A 15,508-nucleotide genomic window follows, 5' to 3' on the forward strand; every position below is an offset into this window, starting at 1 on the left:
AGTACATTGGCGATAACCCTCGTTAACCTCCGGTGGGAAGGATCCTCCATGACGGGCACGTCCAGCAGCTCCAGCTCCGCGGCCCCCGCGGCCTCCTCGGTGATCGTCGCCGGCGCCCGTACGCCGATGGGCAGACTGCTCGGCTCGCTGGCCCCCTTCTCCGGCGCGGACCTGGGCGGATTCGCCATCAAGGCGGCCCTGGAGCGGGCGGGCGTCGGTGGTGACCAGGTCGAGTACGTGATCATGGGCCAGGTGCTCCAGGCCGGCGCGGGGCAGATCCCCGCGCGGCAGGCGGCGGTGAAGGCGGGGATTCCCCTGAGCGTGCCGGCGCTCACGGTGAACAAGGTCTGCCTGTCCGGTCTGGACGCCATCGCGCTCGCCGACCAGCTCGTGCGGGCCGGTGAGTTCGACATCGTGGTGGCCGGTGGTCAGGAGTCGATGACCAACGCGCCGCACCTGCTGCCCAAGTCCCGCGCCGGGTACAAGTACGGCGCCGTCGAGATGCTGGACTGCATGGCGCACGACGGTCTGACGGACGCCTTCGAGAACGTCGCGATGGGCGAGTCGACCGAGCGGCACAACACCCGGCTGGGCCTCGGGCGCGCGGAGCAGGACGAGATCGCGGCGCGTTCGCACCAGCGGGCGGCGGCGGCCCAGCGGGCCGGTCTCTTCGAGGCCGAGATCACTCCGGTGGAGATCCCGCGGCGCAAGGGCGACCCGGTGGTGTTCGCGGAGGACGAGGGGATCCGGGCCGACACCACCACGGAGACGCTGGCGAAGCTGCGCCCGGCCTTCGCGAAGGACGGCAGCATCACGGCGGGCTCCGCCTCGCAGATCTCGGACGGCGCCGCGGCGGTCGTGGTGATGAGCCGTGCGAAGGCCGAGGAGCTGGGTGTGGAGTGGATCGCGGAGATCGGCGCGCACGGCAACGTCGCCGGCCCGGACAACTCGCTCCAGTCGCAGCCCTCCAACGCGATCCAGCACGCGCTGAAGAAGCAGGGGCTGAGCGTCGGGGACCTCGACCTGATCGAGATCAACGAGGCGTTCGCGGCGGTCGCCGCGCAGTCAACGAAGGACCTGGGCGCCGACCCTGAAAAGGTGAACGTCAACGGCGGCGCGATCGCGCTGGGGCACCCGATCGGCATGTCCGGTGCCCGTATCGTGCTGCACCTCGCGCTGGAGCTGCGGCGGCGTGGCGGCGGTGTCGGTGCCGCGGCGCTCTGCGGCGGTGGCGGGCAGGGCGACGCGCTCATCGTCCGGGTCCCGTAGGACGGATCGCGGGCCCGTGGAACGGATCCCGCGCGCCGGGGGGTCGTGGCGTCGTGTGGGCGTCAGGCGGTGGCGCGTCAGGCGGTGGCGCCGGTGGCGTGGTGAGGTCCGGTGACCCGGGCCCGGGCCGAGTGTGAGCAGTGGATATCCGACGTGATCAGAGGAGCCGAGCGGAGATGCCCGTGGACATCGCAGCCCTCGTCGAGCAGGCGGCCGAGGGGCGGCCCCGGGCCGTCGCCCGGCTGATCTCCCTGGTGGAGGGGGCCTCACCGCAGCTGCGCGAGGTGATGGCGGCGCTGGCGCCCCGCTGCGGGAACGCCTACGTGGTGGGCCTGACCGGCTCGCCCGGGGTGGGCAAGTCCACCTCGACCTCGGCGCTGGTCAGCGCCTACCGGCGGGCGGGGCGCCGGGTCGGCGTGCTCGCCGTCGACCCGTCCTCGCCGTTCTCCGGCGGGGCGCTCCTCGGCGACCGGGTCCGGATGGGTGAGCACGCCTCCGACCCGGGCGTCTACATCCGCTCGATGGCGACCCGGGGGCACCTCGGCGGGCTGGCCTGGGCCGCGCCGCAGGCGATCCGGGTGCTGGACGCGGCGGGGTGTGACGTCGTCCTGGTGGAGACGGTCGGCGTGGGGCAGTCCGAGGTGGACATCGCCGGGCAGGCCGACACCAGCGTGGTGCTGCTGGCCCCCGGTATGGGCGACGGCATCCAGGCCGCCAAGGCGGGAATCCTGGAGATCGGTGACGTGTACGTCGTCAACAAGGCCGACCGGGACGGCGCGGACGCCACCGTGCGGGAGCTGAACCACATGCTCGGGCTGGGGGAGGCGCGCGCCCCCGGCGACTGGCGGCCGCCGATCGTGAAGACCGTCGCCGCGCGCGGGGAGGGGCTGGACGAGGTCGTGGAGGCGCTGGAGAAGCACCACGGCTGGATGGCGGAGCGCGGGGCGCTCGCCGAACGCCGTACCCGGCGGGCCGCCCGCGAGATCGAGACGATCGCGGTGACCGCGCTGCGCGAGCGCATCGGGGAACTCCACGGCGGACAGCGGCTCGACGCGCTCGCGGCGCGGGTGACCGCGGGCACGCTCGACCCCTACGCGGCCGCCGACGAACTGGTCGAGGGCGTCACCGAGGTCCACACCGGCCTCCCCGGGACGGCCGGCTGACGCGGCGCTGAGCGGACCCGTCCTCGCTGCCCGCCGTCGGCCGGGCCGGGCGGGACCGGGCTGCGCCCGTCGTCAACAGACGTACGCCCCACCGCCGTTGGGCGATGGGGCGCGGGGGCGGGCGGGTGCCGCCGGATGTGGGGCGCGGGCCGGGCACCGGGAGGCCCGGCCCGCGCCGCCGGAGGTGTGCGGGGACGCGCACCTCCGGGGGAAGGCCGCTCCGGGCACGCACGACCGTGCCCGGAGCGGTCCGCTCAGTCGTCCCGGTCGTCGTCCTGATCGTCCCGGTCGTCGTCGCGGTCGTCCGCGTCGTCGTCCCGGTCGTCCCGGTCATCGTCGTCCTGGTCGTCGTCGCGGTCGGTGTCCTGCTGGACCTGGCCGGAGCGGGCGTCGACGGTCAGTTCGCGCTCGGCGCCGTCCTTCCCGGCCGTCTCCACCTCCCAGGTCAGCGCGCCGTCGTCGGTGTCCAGGTCGACGGAGGTGACCACCGCGCCGCCGGAGGCCGCGCGCTCGGCCGCCTGGGAGGCGCTGATCGCGAGGCCGCGAACGGTGCTCGGGCGCACGTCGTCGTCGCCGTCGTCGTCCCGCTTCTCGGCGAGGACCTTGCCGCTCCTGGCGTCCAGCGTGATCTCGTACCAGGTGCCCTTCGTGCTCAGCACGTCGGCCTCCCAGACGAGGCCGTTCCGGCCGCCGTCCCCGTCGCCGCCGTCGTCGTCGAGGTCGAGTTCGGTGACGTGGCCGGGCACCTTCTCCAGCGCGGCGCTGGCGGCCTCCCCGGCGCTGATCACGCCCTTCCCGCGCGCGGCGGACGCGTCATCCCGGTCATCGCGGTCATCCCGGTCGTCCCCGTCGCGGTCGTCCCGGTCGTCGTCCCGGTCATCCCGGTCGTCCCGGTCATCGTCCCGGTCGTCGTCCTTGCCGTCCTCGGTGACGACCGGGGCGCTGCTCCCGGAGCCTCCGCCGTCCGACCCCACGGCGGCCACGGCCGTGGCCGTGCCGCCCGCGATCAGGGCTCCTGCTGCGACGGTCGCGATGACGATCTTCCGCTTCATGGTGTCCGCTCTCCGGGTGCTCGGGGGCTGTCGTTCGATGGTCACCACCCTGGACCGCGGATGCTGAAGGGAAGCTGAAGGAGCCTGAAGGGGGCTTCAGGAACCGTCTGACAGGCTGACCGTATGCGCGTGCTGATCGTGGAGGACGAGCGCCGACTCGCCCTGTCCCTGGCCAAGGGCCTGACCGCCGAGGGCTTCGCCGTCGACGTCGCCCATGACGGCGTCGACGGCCTGCACCGGGCGACCGAGGGCGCGTACGACCTGATCGTGCTCGACATCATGCTGCCCGGCATGAACGGCTACCGGGTGTGCGGCGCGTTGCGCGCCGCCGGGGACGAGACCCCGGTGCTGATGCTGACGGCCAAGGACGGGGAGTACGACGAGGCCGAGGGGCTGGACACCGGCGCCGACGACTATCTGACCAAGCCCTTCTCCTACGTGGTGCTGCTCGCCCGGGTGCGGGCCCTGCTGCGCCGCCGGACCAGGGGCGCCCGCACGGTGCTGCGGCTCGGCGCGCTCAGCGTGGACCCCGGACGGCGCCGCGCCGAGGTCGGCGGCGAGGCGGTGGAGCTGACCGCGAAGGAGTTCGCGGTGCTGGAGTACCTGGCGACCCGGCCGGGCGAGGTCGTCTCCAAGACGGAGATCCTGGAGCACGTCTGGGACTTCGCGTACGAGGGGGACGTCAACATCGTCGAGGTCTACGTGAGCGCGCTGCGCCGCAAGCTGGGCACCGGCTGGATCGCCACCGTCCGGGGCGCCGGATACCGGCTGGTGGACGCCGATGCGTAGGGCCTCGGTCCGCACCCGGGCGGCGGCCGGGGCCACCGCGGTGGTCGCGGTCGCGCTGGTGGTGGCGGGCGTCCTGGTCGTGCAGGCCCTGCGGGACGGGCTCTCCGGGAACGCGCGGCTGACCGCGGAGACGTCGGCCCGCGAGGTGGCCGCCGGGGTCACCGACCTGCCCGTGGCGGAGGTCGCCGAGGCCGACGGGCTGGACGGGGACGAGCCGGTGCAGATCGTGGACGGCACCGGCCGGGTGCGGGCCGCCAGCGACACCCTGCGCGGACGCCCCCCGCTCTCCGACGTCAACCGCGCCCCCGAACCGGACGACGACCGGGACGACGACCAGGACGACGACTCCCCGTACGACGACTCGCGGGACGACTCGTACGACGGCGGGTCCGGCGACCCCGACGACCGGGACGACCCCGACGACCGGGACGACCGGGACCGGGAGGACCGCGCCGCCGCGCGTCCGGCCGCCGCCGTGGACGCTCCCGCGGCGCCCCGCGCGCTCGGGTACCCGCAGCGGCGCGAGCCCGTCGAGGTCGACCGGGACAGCGAGGAGACCACCGTCAGCCTGCCCGTGGACGACGACGGAGAGGTGACCCACAAGCCCGGCGAGCGCGTGGGCGAACAGGACTTCAGCCTGGTCGCGGTGCAGAGCGTCACCCGGGACGGGGTGCCGGTCACCGTCTACGCCGGAGCCTCGCTCCGCGACCAGGAGGACGCGGTCGCCGCCACCAGCCGCGCCATGCTGCTGGGGCTGCCGGTGCTGCTGCTCGTCGTCGCGGGCGTCACCTGGCTGGTCACCCGGCGGGCGCTGCGGCCGGTGGAGGGGATCCGCGCCGAGATGGCGGCCATCACCGCGAGCACCGACCTGTCCCGCCGGGTGCCCGAACCCGGCTCCGGGGACGAGATCGGGCGGCTGGCCACCACCACCAACGAGACGCTGGCCGCGCTGGAGGGCTCCGTCGACCGGCAGCGCCGCTTCGTCGCAGACGCCTCGCACGAGCTGCGCAGCCCCATCGCCTCGCTCCGCACCCAGCTGGAGGTCGCGGCGGCCCACCCCGAACTGCTGGACGTGGACGGCGCGGTGGCGGACACCGTGCGCCTCCAGGCGCTCGCCGCCGACCTGCTGCTGCTGGCCCGGCTGGACGCCGGGGAGCGCCCGGCGCACGCCCGGGTGTCCCTCGCGGCGCTCACCGGGGAGGAGCTGGCGCAGCGCGTCGGGGACCGCCTCCCGGTCCGCGCCGGCGAGCTGGCCGAGGGCGAGGTCCTGGGCTCCCAGGGGCAGTTGACGCGGGTGCTGGGCAACCTGGTGGACAACGCGCAGCGGCACGCCGCCAGCCGCGTCGACGTGGCGGTGCGGCCGGACGGGGAGGGGTGGCTGGCGCTGGAGGTGGAGGACGACGGCGCCGGGGTGCCGGAGGCCGAACGGGAGCGGATCTTCGAGCGCTTCGTCCGGCTGGACGACGCGCGCAGCCGTGACGAGGGCGGCGCCGGACTCGGCCTGGCCATCGCCCGGGACGTGGTCGAGCGGCACGGCGGCACGCTGACGGCCGCGGCCGCCGCCAGCGGGGGCGCGCGGTTCGTGGCGCGGCTCCCGCTGGCCGGGCGCGAGACGGACACCGGCGGGGGAGCGCGGGCCTAGAGGCGGCGGCGCTGTCCGCGCAGGGTGTCCGCGATCGGCTCCAGGGCGCCGCGCAGCCGGGCCAGTTCGGCGGGGGCGATCCGGCCGACGAAGTGCCGCCGCACCGAGTCCACGTGGTGCGGTGCCACCGAGCGCATCGTCTCCCAGCCGTGTTCCGTCAGCACCGCGTAGAGCCCGCGCCGGTCCGACTCGCAGTTCTCCCGCCGCACCAGGTCCTTCCGCTCCATGCGGGTGATCTGGTGCGAGAGGCGGCTCTTGGACTGGAGGGTGGCGGACGCCAGGTCACTCATCCGCATCCGCCGCTCGGCGGCCTCGGACAGGTTCACCAGGATCTCGTAGTCGTTCATGGTCAGGCCGAACGGCTGGAGGTCCCGCTCCAGCTGGTACATCAGCAGGCGGCTGGTCTCCAGATAGGTCCGCCACGTCCGCTGCTCCTCGTCGTCGAGCCAGCGGCTGCCGTTCTCTGTGTCCATACCGTGTGACCTTACCGAGAGTCGTACATATGTGCTTACGTGGCGTGGTGGCCGCCGCGAGACGGAGGCGGGGGCGAGCGCTGTACGGGGATCGCCACGCCCGCGTTCCCCGGGGGCAGTTCAGCGGTCAGCGCCCGAACCGGCGTTGCAACGCGCCGAGTTGACCTGGCGCCTGGCGGCCGCCACGGTCGTCCGGCGGGGTGCCCGGGGCGCCGCCGGGAACCCCGGGCTGGCCCGGCACCCCACCGGTGTCCCGCTCGGCCAGCAGCGTCTCCGTGGACTGGATGAGCACCGTCCCCGAGCCGACGAAGTCGAACTGGTGCTCCTCGCCGGAGGCCCCGCCGATCCCGGTGAGGGAGCGCAGACCGCCGAGCACCCCGGTCAGGTACTGGTGGTCGTAGTGGTGGCACGGCGAGGGGCAGTCCGACCAGCCGACCAGCGCCTGCGGATCGACCCGGATCGGCGGTTCGACGAGGTGCACCTCCCCGTTGGACGCGGCGACGAAGGTGCCGTCACCGATCAGGGTGACGAAGCCCGGAATGATCGACTGCTTCAGCGACAGCGAGGGTTCGAAGGCCAGCAGGTTGCCCGAACGGATCGTGAGGTTGCCGTCGTCGAGGTCGTAGGAGTTGACGTCGAAGGCCCGGTCGGCCAGCAGCATCTTGCCGTGCCCCTCGGCGACCACCCAGTCCGAGGCGTGCAGCGGGGAGTGGAAGCTGGAGGCGATCAGGCGGTCCAGCGGGCCGTGGCCGATGGACTGGAAGTCGATCTGCCCGTAGTAGGCGACCATCTTGCCCTTCTGGAGGAACCACCGCCCGTTCAGTTCCACGCTGAAGGCGTAGGGGTTGACGTTGTCGTTGGACGGCAGCGTGCGGAAGTCCAGCGGTACCGGTGCGCTCACAGCTTCTCCTCGCTCGCCTGGACGAACACGGCGCCGCTGCCCGACAGCTCCAGCTGGAACGCCTCTCCCGAACCCCGCCCCACCATGTCCCGCCAGCCCAGCGCCGTGGACAGCCTGCTGCGCACCTCGCCGTGGTGCGCCACGTACGCCTGCGGGTCGACGTGCACCGGCCGGTCCGGCGTGATCGGCAGCCGCAGCGCCCCGCCGTGCGCCAGCACCGCGGCCGAACCGCTGCCCTTCAGCGTGGTGGTGAACAGGCCCTGGCCGGAGACCTGGCCGCGCAGCATCCCCCGCACCCCGCCGTCCTTGCCGAGGAAGAGGGTGCCCTGCTCCAGCGAGCCGTCGAAGGCGAGCAGCCGGTCCGCCTCCACACACAGGGTGTCCCCGGACAGCTCGATCACCTCGACGTGGTGGCCGCCGTGCCCGAACAGGACCGTGCCGCAGGGGGATCCGGGCGGGGCGGTGGCGCCCGGCGCGGGCTCGACCGTCATCAGCGGGGCCGCCTCGCCCGCGACCCGGCGCCCGATCATCGACATCACCCCGCTCTGCGCGCCGCGCGTGGTGGGCGTGAAGGTGACCGCCCCGCGGTAGGCGATCATCGCGCCGCGCTGGCTGAAGACCCGCTGCCCGGGCAGCACCGTGGCCTCCACCAGCTTCGAGCTGACCTCCCGGAACGGCACTACAGCTCCCCTCCGACGGTGTTCCGCTCACTCGGCTGCACGTAGACCAGCCCCTCGCCCTCGAAGCGGATCTGGAACGACTCCCCGGAACTCTCCCCCAGGAGCGCCCGGAAGTTCACCCCGGACTGGAGCTGCTGGCGCAGGTCGCCCTGGTGCGCCAGGTAGGCGCCGGGGTCCACCTGGAGGGGTGTGGAGCGGTCCACCCGCAGCAGCACCGCCGGGCCGTGCGACATCAGCGCCGCCTGTCCGGCGCCCTCCAGCACGGTGGTGAACAGGCCGTTGCCCTGCGCGGCGCCCCGCAGCCCGGTGAAGGTGGTGCCGGTCCGCAACCCCGACTCGGCGCAGAGCAGCGCGCTCGCCTCCACGTGCAGCTTCTCGCCGGACAGCCGCACGAGGTTGACGTCGCTCGCCCGGTCGGCGAAGTAGCAGACGCCGCGCCCCCGCACCTCCATCATCGTCAGCTGTTCGCCGGTGAGCCGCCGCGTCACCATCCCGCGGACCCCCTCACCGCCCCCGGTCAGCTTCTTGAACGCCATCTCACCCTCGTAGGCGACCATGGAGCCGTTCTTCGCCCTGACCGTCTCCTCACCGGCGCCCCCGAGGGAGACGGCGAGGACCTTGGTGCCCTGAACCCGGAACTCAGCCACGTCCGCGAACCTACCCTGGCCACCGTGATCCACGGCAGGGCTGCCACAATGAGAGAGCTTGTGCATCCCTTCACAAAATGATCTGAGGACCAGCCGTGGCCATACTGGATACCGCGAGCGGCCTGCCGCCCAAGTCGCTCTCCGCCCTGCGCCGCCTCCGGCTCACGTCGGTGCCCGAGGCAGTCTCCTTCCTGCTGCTGCTCGTCTGCTCCGTACTGAAGCGGACGACCGACTTCAACGCCGTGCCGGTGATGGGCGCCGTCCACGGCCTGCTCTTCGTGCTGTACGTGCTGTTCCTGGCGGACGCCTGGAACCGCGTCAAGTGGCCGCTGCCCCGCGTCGCGCTCTACTTCGTGCTGTCGGTGGTGCCGTTCGGCGGCTTCTACGCCGACCGGCTGCTGCGCCGCGAGGAGGAGGCCGGCGTGATCGCCGCCCGCGCCCGCCGGGAGGAGCGGGGCGGAGAGGCCACCGCCTCGTGATCGTCGCCTTCTCCGTCACCCCGCTCGGCGTCGGCGAGGACGTGGGGGAGTACGTCGCCGACGCCGTGCGCGTGGTGCGCGAGTCCGGGCTGCCGCATCGCACCGACGCCATGTTCACCTCGCTGGAGGGCGAGTGGGACGAGTGCATGGCGGTGGTGCGGCGGGCGGTGGCCGCCGTCGAACAGCGGGCGCCCCGCGTCTCGCTGGTGCTGAAGGCCGACATCCGCCCCGGTGTGACCGACGGCCTGACCGCCAAGGTCGAGACGGTCGAGCGTCATCTCGCGGACTGAGCCGCCCCGTCGGAACCGCGCCATCCCCCGGCCCGAGTGCTGAGACAGCCGGATCGGCCGGGGCGGTGGCCGGTAGGGTCGCGACCGTGCCGAAACCGCTGAGTCTGTCGTTCGATCCGATCACCCGCGCCGACGAGCACTGGCGGCAGCGCTGGGGAGCGGCGCCGTCCATGGCCGCGATCACGTCGATCATGCGGGCGCAGCAGATCCTGCTGGCCGAGGTGGACGCCGTCGTCAAGCCGTACGGGCTGACCTTCGCCCGGTACGAGGCCCTGGTGCTGCTGACCTTCTCGCAGGCCGGGGAGCTTCCCATGTCGAAGATAGGGGAGCGGCTGATGGTGCATCCGACCTCCGTCACCAACACCATCGACCGGCTGAAGAACGCCGGGCTGGTCGCCAAGCGCCCCAACCCGGACGACGGGCGCGGCACCCTCGCCTCGATCACCCCGCGCGGCCGCGAGATCTGTGAGGCCGCGACCCGCGAGCTGATGGCGATGGACTTCGGCATGGGCGCCTACGACGAGGACCAGTGCCGCGAGATCTTCGCGATGCTCCGCCCGCTGCGGGTGGCAGCGGGCGACTTCGCGGACTGACCGGCGCCGCCCGCGCGGCGGTAGCCCGGCGTCTTCCCGCTCCCGGCCCGTCGCCCGCCCCGTCCCGTATCGGGGCGGCGCGGAAGCCTCCGGAATGCCCGGTTACGCTCGGGTCCATGAAAAAGAGCGTGCTGACCCGCTACCGCGTGATGGCCTACGTCACCGCCGTGATGCTGCTGGTGCTGAGCACCTGCATGATCTTCAAGTACGGCTTCGACACCGGCGAGGACCTCACCTTCCTGGTGTCCCAGGCGCACGGAGTGCTCTACATCATCTACCTGGTCTTCGCGTTCGACCTCGGGCAGAAGGCCCGCTGGTCGTTCGGGAAGCTGCTGTGGGTGCTGCTCTCCGGCACCATCCCGACCGCCGCCTTCTTCGTGGAGCGGACCATCGTGCGGGAGACGCGCCCGCTGATCACCGACGGCGCCCCGCGACCCGCCAGCGCCACCAGCTGAGCCCGCGTCCCGTCCGCCCGTGCCGCGTCCGGCCCGGCGTGTCCGGTGCCCCGGGAGGTCCCGGCCGTTCCCGTCCGCGCGGCGGGCGGGGACGGGAACACCGGACCGGGGCTCGCCGGGGTCCCACTCCGGCCGAGGCTTGCCTTCGGGTGGCCGGGCGTCGACACTTACTAGGACGTCCTAGTAAGTGTCCCTCGCCGTCAGCGCCGGGGGCGGTGGAGAGGGTGGAACGCACACATGGATGCCGAGGCGATCAGCAGGGGACGCGACCGGTGGCAGGCGCGGTTCGACGCGGCGCGGGTCCGGGACGCGGATTTCAGCACGCTCAGCGGCGACCCGGTGGAGCCGGTGTACGGCCCGCGCGAGGGCGACAGCTACGCCGGGTTCGAGCGGATCGGATGGCCGGGCGAGTACCCCTTCACCCGGGGCCTCTACCCGACCGGCTACCGCGGACGGACCTGGACCATCCGGCAGTTCGCCGGGTTCGGCAACGCCGAGCAGACCAACGAGCGGTACAAGATGATCCTGGAGGCCGGGGGCGGCGGACTCTCGGTCGCCTTCGACATGCCGACGCTGATGGGGCGGGACTCCGACGACCCGCGCTCGCTCGGTGAGGTCGGCCACTGCGGCGTCGCGATCGACTCCGCCGCCGACATGGAGGTCCTCTTCCGGGACATCCCGCTCGGCTCCGTCACCACCTCGATGACCATCTCCGGCCCGGCCGTCCCGGTCTTCTGCATGTACCTGGTCGCCGCCGAGCGGCAGGGCGTCGACCCCGCGGTGCTGAACGGCACGCTCCAGACGGACATCTTCAAGGAGTACATCGCGCAGAAGGAGTGGCTCTTCCCCCCGGAGCCCCACCTGCGGCTGATAGGGGATCTGATGGCGCACTGCGCGCACGGGATCCCGGCCTACAAGCCGCTGTCCGTCTCCGGCTACCACATCCGCGAGGCGGGCTCCACCGCGGCGCAGGAGCTGGCCTACACGCTGGCCGACGGCTTCGGCTACGTCGAGCTGGGTCTCAGCCGGGGACTTGAGGTCGACACCTTCGCGCCGGGCCTCTCCTTCTTCTTCGACGCGCACGTCGACTTCTTCGAGGAGATCGCCAAGTTCCGTGCCGCGCGGCGGATCTGGGCCCGCTGGATGCGCGACGTGTACGGCGCGAAGAGCGAGAAGGCGCAGTGGCTGCGCTTCCACACCCAGACCGCCGGGGTCTCGCTCACCGCCCAGCAGCCGTACAACAACGTGGTCCGCACGGCGGTTGAGGCGCTGGCGGCGGTGCTCGGCGGCACCAACTCGCTGCACACCAACGCGCTGGACGAGACGCTGGCGCTGCCCAGCGAGCAGGCCGCGGAGATCGCGCTCCGCACCCAGCAGGTGCTGATGGAGGAGACCGGAGTCACCAACGTCGCCGACCCGCTGGGCGGTTCCTGGTACGTCGAGCAGTTGACCGACCGTATCGAGGCGGACGCGGAGAAGATCTTCGAGCAGATCGCGGAGCGCGGGCGGCGGGCGGTGCCGGATGGCAACCACCCCGTCGGCCCGATCACCTCCGGCATCCTGCGCGGGATCGAGGACGGCTGGTTCACCGGCGAGATCGCCGAGTCCGCCTTCCGCTACCAGCGGGCGCTGGAGAAGGACGAGAAGAAGGTCGTCGGCGTCAACTGCCACACCGGTTCGGTCACCGGCGACCTGGAGATCCTCCGCGTCAGCCACGAGGTGGAGCGCGAGCAGGTGCGTGTCCTGGGCGGGCGGAAGGCGGCGCGGGAGGAGGGCGCCGTCCAGCGGACGCTGGAGGCGCTGGCCGTCGCGGCGCGTGGCGAGGACAACATGATCGAGCCGATGCTGGAGGCGGTGCGCGCCGAGGCCACGCTCGGGGAGATCTGCGACACCCTGCGTGCCGAGTGGGGCGTCTACACCGAGCCGCCCGGCTTCTGAGCGGCACGGGGCCGGGGGCGGCGCCCGCCCGCTCCCGGGTTCCCGGTCCGTTCGTTCAGCCCTCGCTGACGGCGCCGAGGCCCCCGAGCAGCAGGGTGGTGAAGCGGCGGACCCACTCCGGGTCCACCACCTCCCCGCTCACCAGCGAGCGGTGCACCACGGCCCCGGCCACCACGTCGAAGACCAGGTCGTCTATGTGGGCGGAGGCCCCGGACTCCCCGGGGTCGGGCGGCAGTTCGCCGCGCCGCCGCGCCCGCTCCCGCCCGACCTGCACGAGCCGCTTCTGCCGGTCGACGATGGTCTCCCGGATGCGGTGGCGGAGCGCCTCGTCGCGGGTGGACTCGGCGATCACGGCCATCAAAGCCGTCTTCGCCTCGGGCCGCTCCAGCAGGGACGCGAAGGCGAGCACCAGCCCCTCGGCGTCGGCCCGCAGGCTGTCCCGGTCGGGCAGGGCGAGTTCGTCGAAGAGCACGGCGACGGCGTCGACGACGAGTTCGCTCTTGCTCGTCCAGCGTCGGTAGAGGGTGGTTCTGGCGACCCCCGCCCGCTGGGCCACGTCGCTCATCGTCAGCTTGCTCCAGCCCAGGTCGACGAGGGCGGAGCGGGTCGCGTCGAGAATCGCGTGATCCGCCTGTGCGCTGCGAGGACGACCGGCGCGGCGGGGTGCGGCAGCGGACATGCCGCCGACCATACCCCCCGGTCGGTCGGGCGGTACCTGTGTGACGGATCACCGCGTCCGGTGCCGGGGAGGCTTGCGGGGCCGGGGGAGGGCCGAGTTACGCTACGGGGTGTAGCGGAATCACCGGTGCACCGGGAGGTTCGGTCCCCCGGTGCACCGCCGCGACAACCACACGCCGGGTGGGGACCCGGCGCGGACGACCGCACCGCGCACGAGCACCGCGTGAAGGGGGGAGACTGGTCTCATGCAGCCACGCAACATGTCCATGAGCGGAGTAGTCGACCTCGCCGCGGTGAAGGCCGCGGGCGAGGCCAAGCAGAAGGCGGAGCAGGCGCGCGCCGGGGGCGGATCCGCCGCCCCGGCCGGCCTGGTGATCGATGTCGACGAGGCGGGTTTCGAGGCGGAGGTCCTCCAGCGCTCCGCCGAGGTGCCGGTCGTCATCGATTTCTGGGCGGAGTGGTGCGAGCCGTGCAAGCAGCTCTCGCCGGTTCTTGAGCGTCTGACGCGGGAGTACGCGGGCCGCGTGCTCCTGGCCAAGATCGACGTGGACCGGAACCAGATGCTGATGCAGCAGTTCGGCGTCCAGGGCATCCCCGCGGTCTTCGCCGTGGTGGCCGGTCAGCCGCTGCCGCTGTTCCAGGGCGTCGCCGCCGAACAGCAGATTCGTCAGACCTTCGACCAGCTGGTGCAGGTCGCCGAGGAGCGCTTCGGGATCACCGGTATCCAGGGCCTGCCGGAGGGGGAGGGCGAGGACGCCGAGGAGGCCGGGCCCGAGGAGCCGGAGCACCCTGTGCTGGCGGCGGCCCAGGAGGCGCTGGACTCCGGCGACTTGGACGCCGCAGTGCGCGCGTACCGCGAGGTCCTCCAGGGGGAGCCGGGCAACGAGGAGGCCAAGGTCGGTCTGGCGATGTCCGAACTGCTGGGCCGGGTGCGGGACCTGGACGCCCAGCGGGTGCGGACGGACGCGGCCGAGCGGCCGGACGACACGGAGGCCCAACTGCGCGCGGCCGACCTCGACATGGCGGGTGGCCACGTGGAGGACGCCTTCGGGCGGCTGGTGGAGACCGTGCGGCGGACCACCGGCGAGGAGCGGGAGTCGGTCCGGGTGCGGCTGCTGGAGCTGTTCGAGGTGATCGGCGGGGAGGATCCGCGGGTGGTGAGCGCGCGCGGGGCGCTGGCGCGGGTGCTGTTCTGAGCCGCCGCGGAACCCCCGGGGACACTGATTGATTTAGCGACAACAGCGGCTGCGCTTTTGCCAAAAATTGGCAATCGTGGCCGCTGTTACTCGCAGTAAGTGACGCCCGTCGCTTCGCCCTTCGGTGTCCGGATGGGGCGGTTATGCCGACGGGGAGTCCGGCGACCCTCTGTGGCGGCGCGCCACACGACCTTCAGACGCCGGTTATCTGGCTGTTACTCGTAAGTAACGAACCCCTTGTGCGAATCCTGCGGATGGACCACGATCGGCCAAGCTCGGTCCCTTGCCCGCAGCCCGGCAACCATTCGGCGCCCAGCGGCCTTGGGGTCCCCACCGAGCGGGGCAGGGGGGTACTCGCCGTGTGGCGGGGCCTGCCCGCGTGAACAGGGTCGCGCGAGAGCGTGGCCGGTGGTTGTCGCTCGGGGGTGTTCGCCGACAGCTCGGACGTGGCGTCAGTGCCTTCCGAAGACGGCGTTCCCCTTCCCGAGGACGTAGCACTTCTCCCATCCCAGGCAGGGAGCGGCCCCAAGTGCGGTTCTCCAGGCCGGAGATGTACGTCCGAGAAGGAGGAAAGTCATGGAGTCCCTGGCTCGTGGCGGGACCAGATGGAAGCGCTTCGCTGTCGTCATGGTGCCGAGCGTTGCCGCTACGGCCGCGATAGGCGTCGCCCTCTCACAGGGCGCACTGGCGGCGTCGTTCAGCGTCTCCGGCCAGCAGTTCAAAGTCACCGCCGACCAGTTGGACGGCACGGGCTTCGTCCAGTACGGCGCCGTGGACAGCACGAAGGACGGCGACAAGCCCGTCGCCGTCGTGGGCATGAACTCGGCGAAGATCGAGAATCTCTGCCAGTCCGTCGTCGTGCCGGTGCCGGTCTTCGGCGACGTCACGATGAAGCTGACGGCGGGCGCCAAGGGCGGCCCGAAGGTCGAGGCGAAGAAGCTCTACATCGACGCCGATGACCTGAGCGCCAACGCCAGCTTCAACAACATCGACATCGGTGTCTCGGTGGACAAGACCACCAAGGGCCCCGGTCCGTCGAAGGGCGACAAGTACCTCAAGGACTCCTTCTCGCAGCAGGCGGAGTCCGTGCGGTTCACCGACGTCGAGCAGCGCGCCTGGGCGACCACGGCGGGCACCTTCAAGTTGAGCGGTCTGCACATGGCCGTCAAGAAGGGCAAGCAGGAGTGCTACTGAGCTCCTGATCCCGACCGTACGGGCGCGGGGTGAACGCGCGGAGCGCGGGGCCCCTCGGCCTCCTCCTCC

17 protein-coding genes are annotated in these 15,508 nt (G+C 72.5%); 11 read left to right on the top strand and 6 right to left on the bottom strand.

Features of this window, described 5'->3' with window-relative positions:
• The first annotated feature begins 99 nt into the window (after window positions 1-99).
• On the top strand, window positions 100-1,269 hold the full coding sequence (locus E0L36_RS12130) for an acetyl-CoA C-acetyltransferase (protein ID WP_180929958.1): 1,170 nt from the start codon (window positions 100-102) through the stop codon (window positions 1,267-1,269).
• A 176-nt stretch (window positions 1,270-1,445) separates the two neighbouring features.
• Window positions 1,446-2,432, top strand: a complete 987-nt coding sequence (meaB, locus tag E0L36_RS12135) for a methylmalonyl Co-A mutase-associated GTPase MeaB (protein ID WP_180929029.1) — start codon at window positions 1,446-1,448, stop codon at window positions 2,430-2,432.
• Window positions 2,433-2,686: 254 nt separating this feature from the next.
• Here meaB and E0L36_RS12140 read toward each other — a convergent pair whose 3' ends face one another.
• The gene (locus E0L36_RS12140) at window positions 2,687-3,484 is read right to left on the bottom strand and encodes a PepSY domain-containing protein (protein WP_180929030.1); all 798 of its coding nucleotides are present in this window, start codon (window positions 3,482-3,484) and stop codon (window positions 2,687-2,689) included.
• Window positions 3,485-3,607: 123 nt separating this feature from the next.
• Here E0L36_RS12140 and E0L36_RS12145 point away from each other — a divergent pair, with 123 nt between their 5' ends.
• Window positions 3,608-4,273, top strand: a complete 666-nt coding sequence (locus tag E0L36_RS12145) for a response regulator transcription factor (RefSeq protein WP_180929031.1) — start codon at window positions 3,608-3,610, stop codon at window positions 4,271-4,273.
• Between the two features lie 145 nt (window positions 4,274-4,418).
• Window positions 4,419-5,915, top strand: coding sequence for a sensor histidine kinase (locus E0L36_RS12150; protein WP_374705543.1), 1,497 nt, complete (start codon window positions 4,419-4,421; stop codon window positions 5,913-5,915).
• On the opposite strand, the gene E0L36_RS12155 is transcribed toward E0L36_RS12150, so the two are convergent.
• The 4 genes from E0L36_RS12155 to E0L36_RS12170 form a co-directional block, all read right to left on the bottom strand.
• Window positions 5,912-6,388 carry a MarR family winged helix-turn-helix transcriptional regulator gene (locus E0L36_RS12155; protein WP_180929033.1) on the bottom strand — a complete coding sequence of 159 codons (477 nt, stop codon included), beginning with the start codon at window positions 6,386-6,388 and terminating at the stop codon, window positions 5,912-5,914. The genes E0L36_RS12150 and E0L36_RS12155 overlap by 4 nt on opposite strands.
• A gap of 127 nt (window positions 6,389-6,515) precedes the next feature.
• Window positions 6,516-7,289, bottom strand: a complete 774-nt coding sequence (locus E0L36_RS12160) for an AIM24 family protein (protein WP_180929034.1) — start codon at window positions 7,287-7,289, stop codon at window positions 6,516-6,518.
• Complete coding sequence (locus E0L36_RS12165) at window positions 7,286-7,969, bottom strand: AIM24 family protein (RefSeq protein WP_180929035.1); 684 nt, start codon at window positions 7,967-7,969, stop codon at window positions 7,286-7,288. The genes E0L36_RS12160 and E0L36_RS12165 overlap by 4 nt, the downstream gene beginning before the upstream one ends.
• A complete protein-coding gene (locus tag E0L36_RS12170; RefSeq protein WP_180929036.1) occupies window positions 7,969-8,616 on the bottom strand; it encodes an AIM24 family protein in 648 nt (215 codons plus the stop codon). Before E0L36_RS12170 ends, E0L36_RS12165 begins: the two co-directional genes overlap by 1 nt.
• A 95-nt stretch (window positions 8,617-8,711) precedes the next feature.
• On the opposite strand from E0L36_RS12170, the gene E0L36_RS12175 reads away from it, so the two are divergent.
• The 5 genes from E0L36_RS12175 (at window position 8,712) to E0L36_RS12195 (ending at window position 12,371) form a co-directional block, all read left to right on the top strand.
• Window positions 8,712-9,095 carry a DUF3817 domain-containing protein gene (locus E0L36_RS12175; protein WP_374705529.1) on the top strand — a complete coding sequence of 128 codons (384 nt, stop codon included), beginning with the start codon at window positions 8,712-8,714 and terminating at the stop codon, window positions 9,093-9,095.
• Window positions 9,092-9,385, top strand: a complete 294-nt coding sequence (locus E0L36_RS12180) for an MTH1187 family thiamine-binding protein (RefSeq protein WP_180929037.1) — start codon at window positions 9,092-9,094, stop codon at window positions 9,383-9,385. The genes E0L36_RS12175 and E0L36_RS12180 overlap by 4 nt, the downstream gene beginning before the upstream one ends.
• An 86-nt stretch (window positions 9,386-9,471) precedes the next feature.
• The gene (locus E0L36_RS12185) at window positions 9,472-9,978 is read left to right on the top strand and encodes a MarR family winged helix-turn-helix transcriptional regulator (RefSeq protein ID WP_180929038.1); all 507 of its coding nucleotides are present in this window, start codon (window positions 9,472-9,474) and stop codon (window positions 9,976-9,978) included.
• Between the two features lie 116 nt (window positions 9,979-10,094).
• Entirely contained in the window at window positions 10,095-10,433 is a 339-nt protein-coding gene (locus E0L36_RS12190; RefSeq protein WP_180929039.1) for a DUF3817 domain-containing protein, read from the top strand.
• A gap of 237 nt (window positions 10,434-10,670) precedes the next feature.
• Entirely contained in the window at window positions 10,671-12,371 is a 1,701-nt protein-coding gene (locus tag E0L36_RS12195; RefSeq protein ID WP_180929040.1) for a methylmalonyl-CoA mutase, read from the top strand.
• 55 nt (window positions 12,372-12,426) lie between these two features.
• Here the strand turns inward: E0L36_RS12195 and E0L36_RS12200 are convergent, their stop codons facing one another.
• On the bottom strand, window positions 12,427-13,050 hold the full coding sequence (locus tag E0L36_RS12200) for a TetR/AcrR family transcriptional regulator (protein WP_180929041.1): 624 nt from the start codon (window positions 13,048-13,050) through the stop codon (window positions 12,427-12,429).
• Window positions 13,051-13,294: 244 nt separating this feature from the next.
• Here E0L36_RS12200 and E0L36_RS12205 point away from each other — a divergent pair, with 244 nt between their 5' ends.
• Both E0L36_RS12205 and E0L36_RS12210 read left to right on the top strand, forming a co-directional pair.
• Window positions 13,295-14,245, top strand: a complete 951-nt coding sequence (locus E0L36_RS12205; RefSeq protein WP_180929042.1) for a tetratricopeptide repeat protein — start codon at window positions 13,295-13,297, stop codon at window positions 14,243-14,245.
• A 576-nt stretch (window positions 14,246-14,821) separates the two neighbouring features.
• Complete coding sequence (locus E0L36_RS12210) at window positions 14,822-15,439, top strand: DUF6230 family protein (RefSeq protein ID WP_180929043.1); 618 nt, start codon at window positions 14,822-14,824, stop codon at window positions 15,437-15,439.
• Window positions 15,440-15,508 lie beyond the last annotated feature (69 nt).

Source organism: Streptomyces sp. AJS327 (assembly GCF_013450295.1).
In the GTDB taxonomy this organism is placed as follows: Bacteria; Actinomycetota; Actinomycetes; order Streptomycetales; family Streptomycetaceae; genus Streptomyces.

Excerpts from the sequence above, each read along its gene's own strand:
- E0L36_RS12155 (WP_180929033.1), bottom strand. The coding sequence starts at position 6,388 with ATGGACACAGAGAACGGCAGCCGCTGGCTCGACGACGAGGAGCAGCGG.
- E0L36_RS12190 (WP_180929039.1), top strand. The coding sequence starts at position 10,095 with ATGAAAAAGAGCGTGCTGACCCGCTACCGCGTGATGGCCTACGTCACC.
- E0L36_RS12195 (WP_180929040.1), top strand. The coding sequence starts at position 10,671 with ATGGATGCCGAGGCGATCAGCAGGGGACGCGACCGGTGGCAGGCGCGG.
- E0L36_RS12200 (WP_180929041.1), bottom strand. The coding sequence starts at position 13,050 with ATGTCCGCTGCCGCACCCCGCCGCGCCGGTCGTCCTCGCAGCGCACAG.
- E0L36_RS12205 (WP_180929042.1), top strand. The coding sequence starts at position 13,295 with ATGCAGCCACGCAACATGTCCATGAGCGGAGTAGTCGACCTCGCCGCG.
- meaB (WP_180929029.1), top strand. The coding sequence starts at position 1,446 with ATGCCCGTGGACATCGCAGCCCTCGTCGAGCAGGCGGCCGAGGGGCGG.
- E0L36_RS12145 (WP_180929031.1), top strand. The coding sequence starts at position 3,608 with ATGCGCGTGCTGATCGTGGAGGACGAGCGCCGACTCGCCCTGTCCCTG.
- E0L36_RS12210 (WP_180929043.1), top strand. The coding sequence starts at position 14,822 with ATGGAGTCCCTGGCTCGTGGCGGGACCAGATGGAAGCGCTTCGCTGTC.
- E0L36_RS12140 (WP_180929030.1), bottom strand. The coding sequence starts at position 3,484 with ATGAAGCGGAAGATCGTCATCGCGACCGTCGCAGCAGGAGCCCTGATC.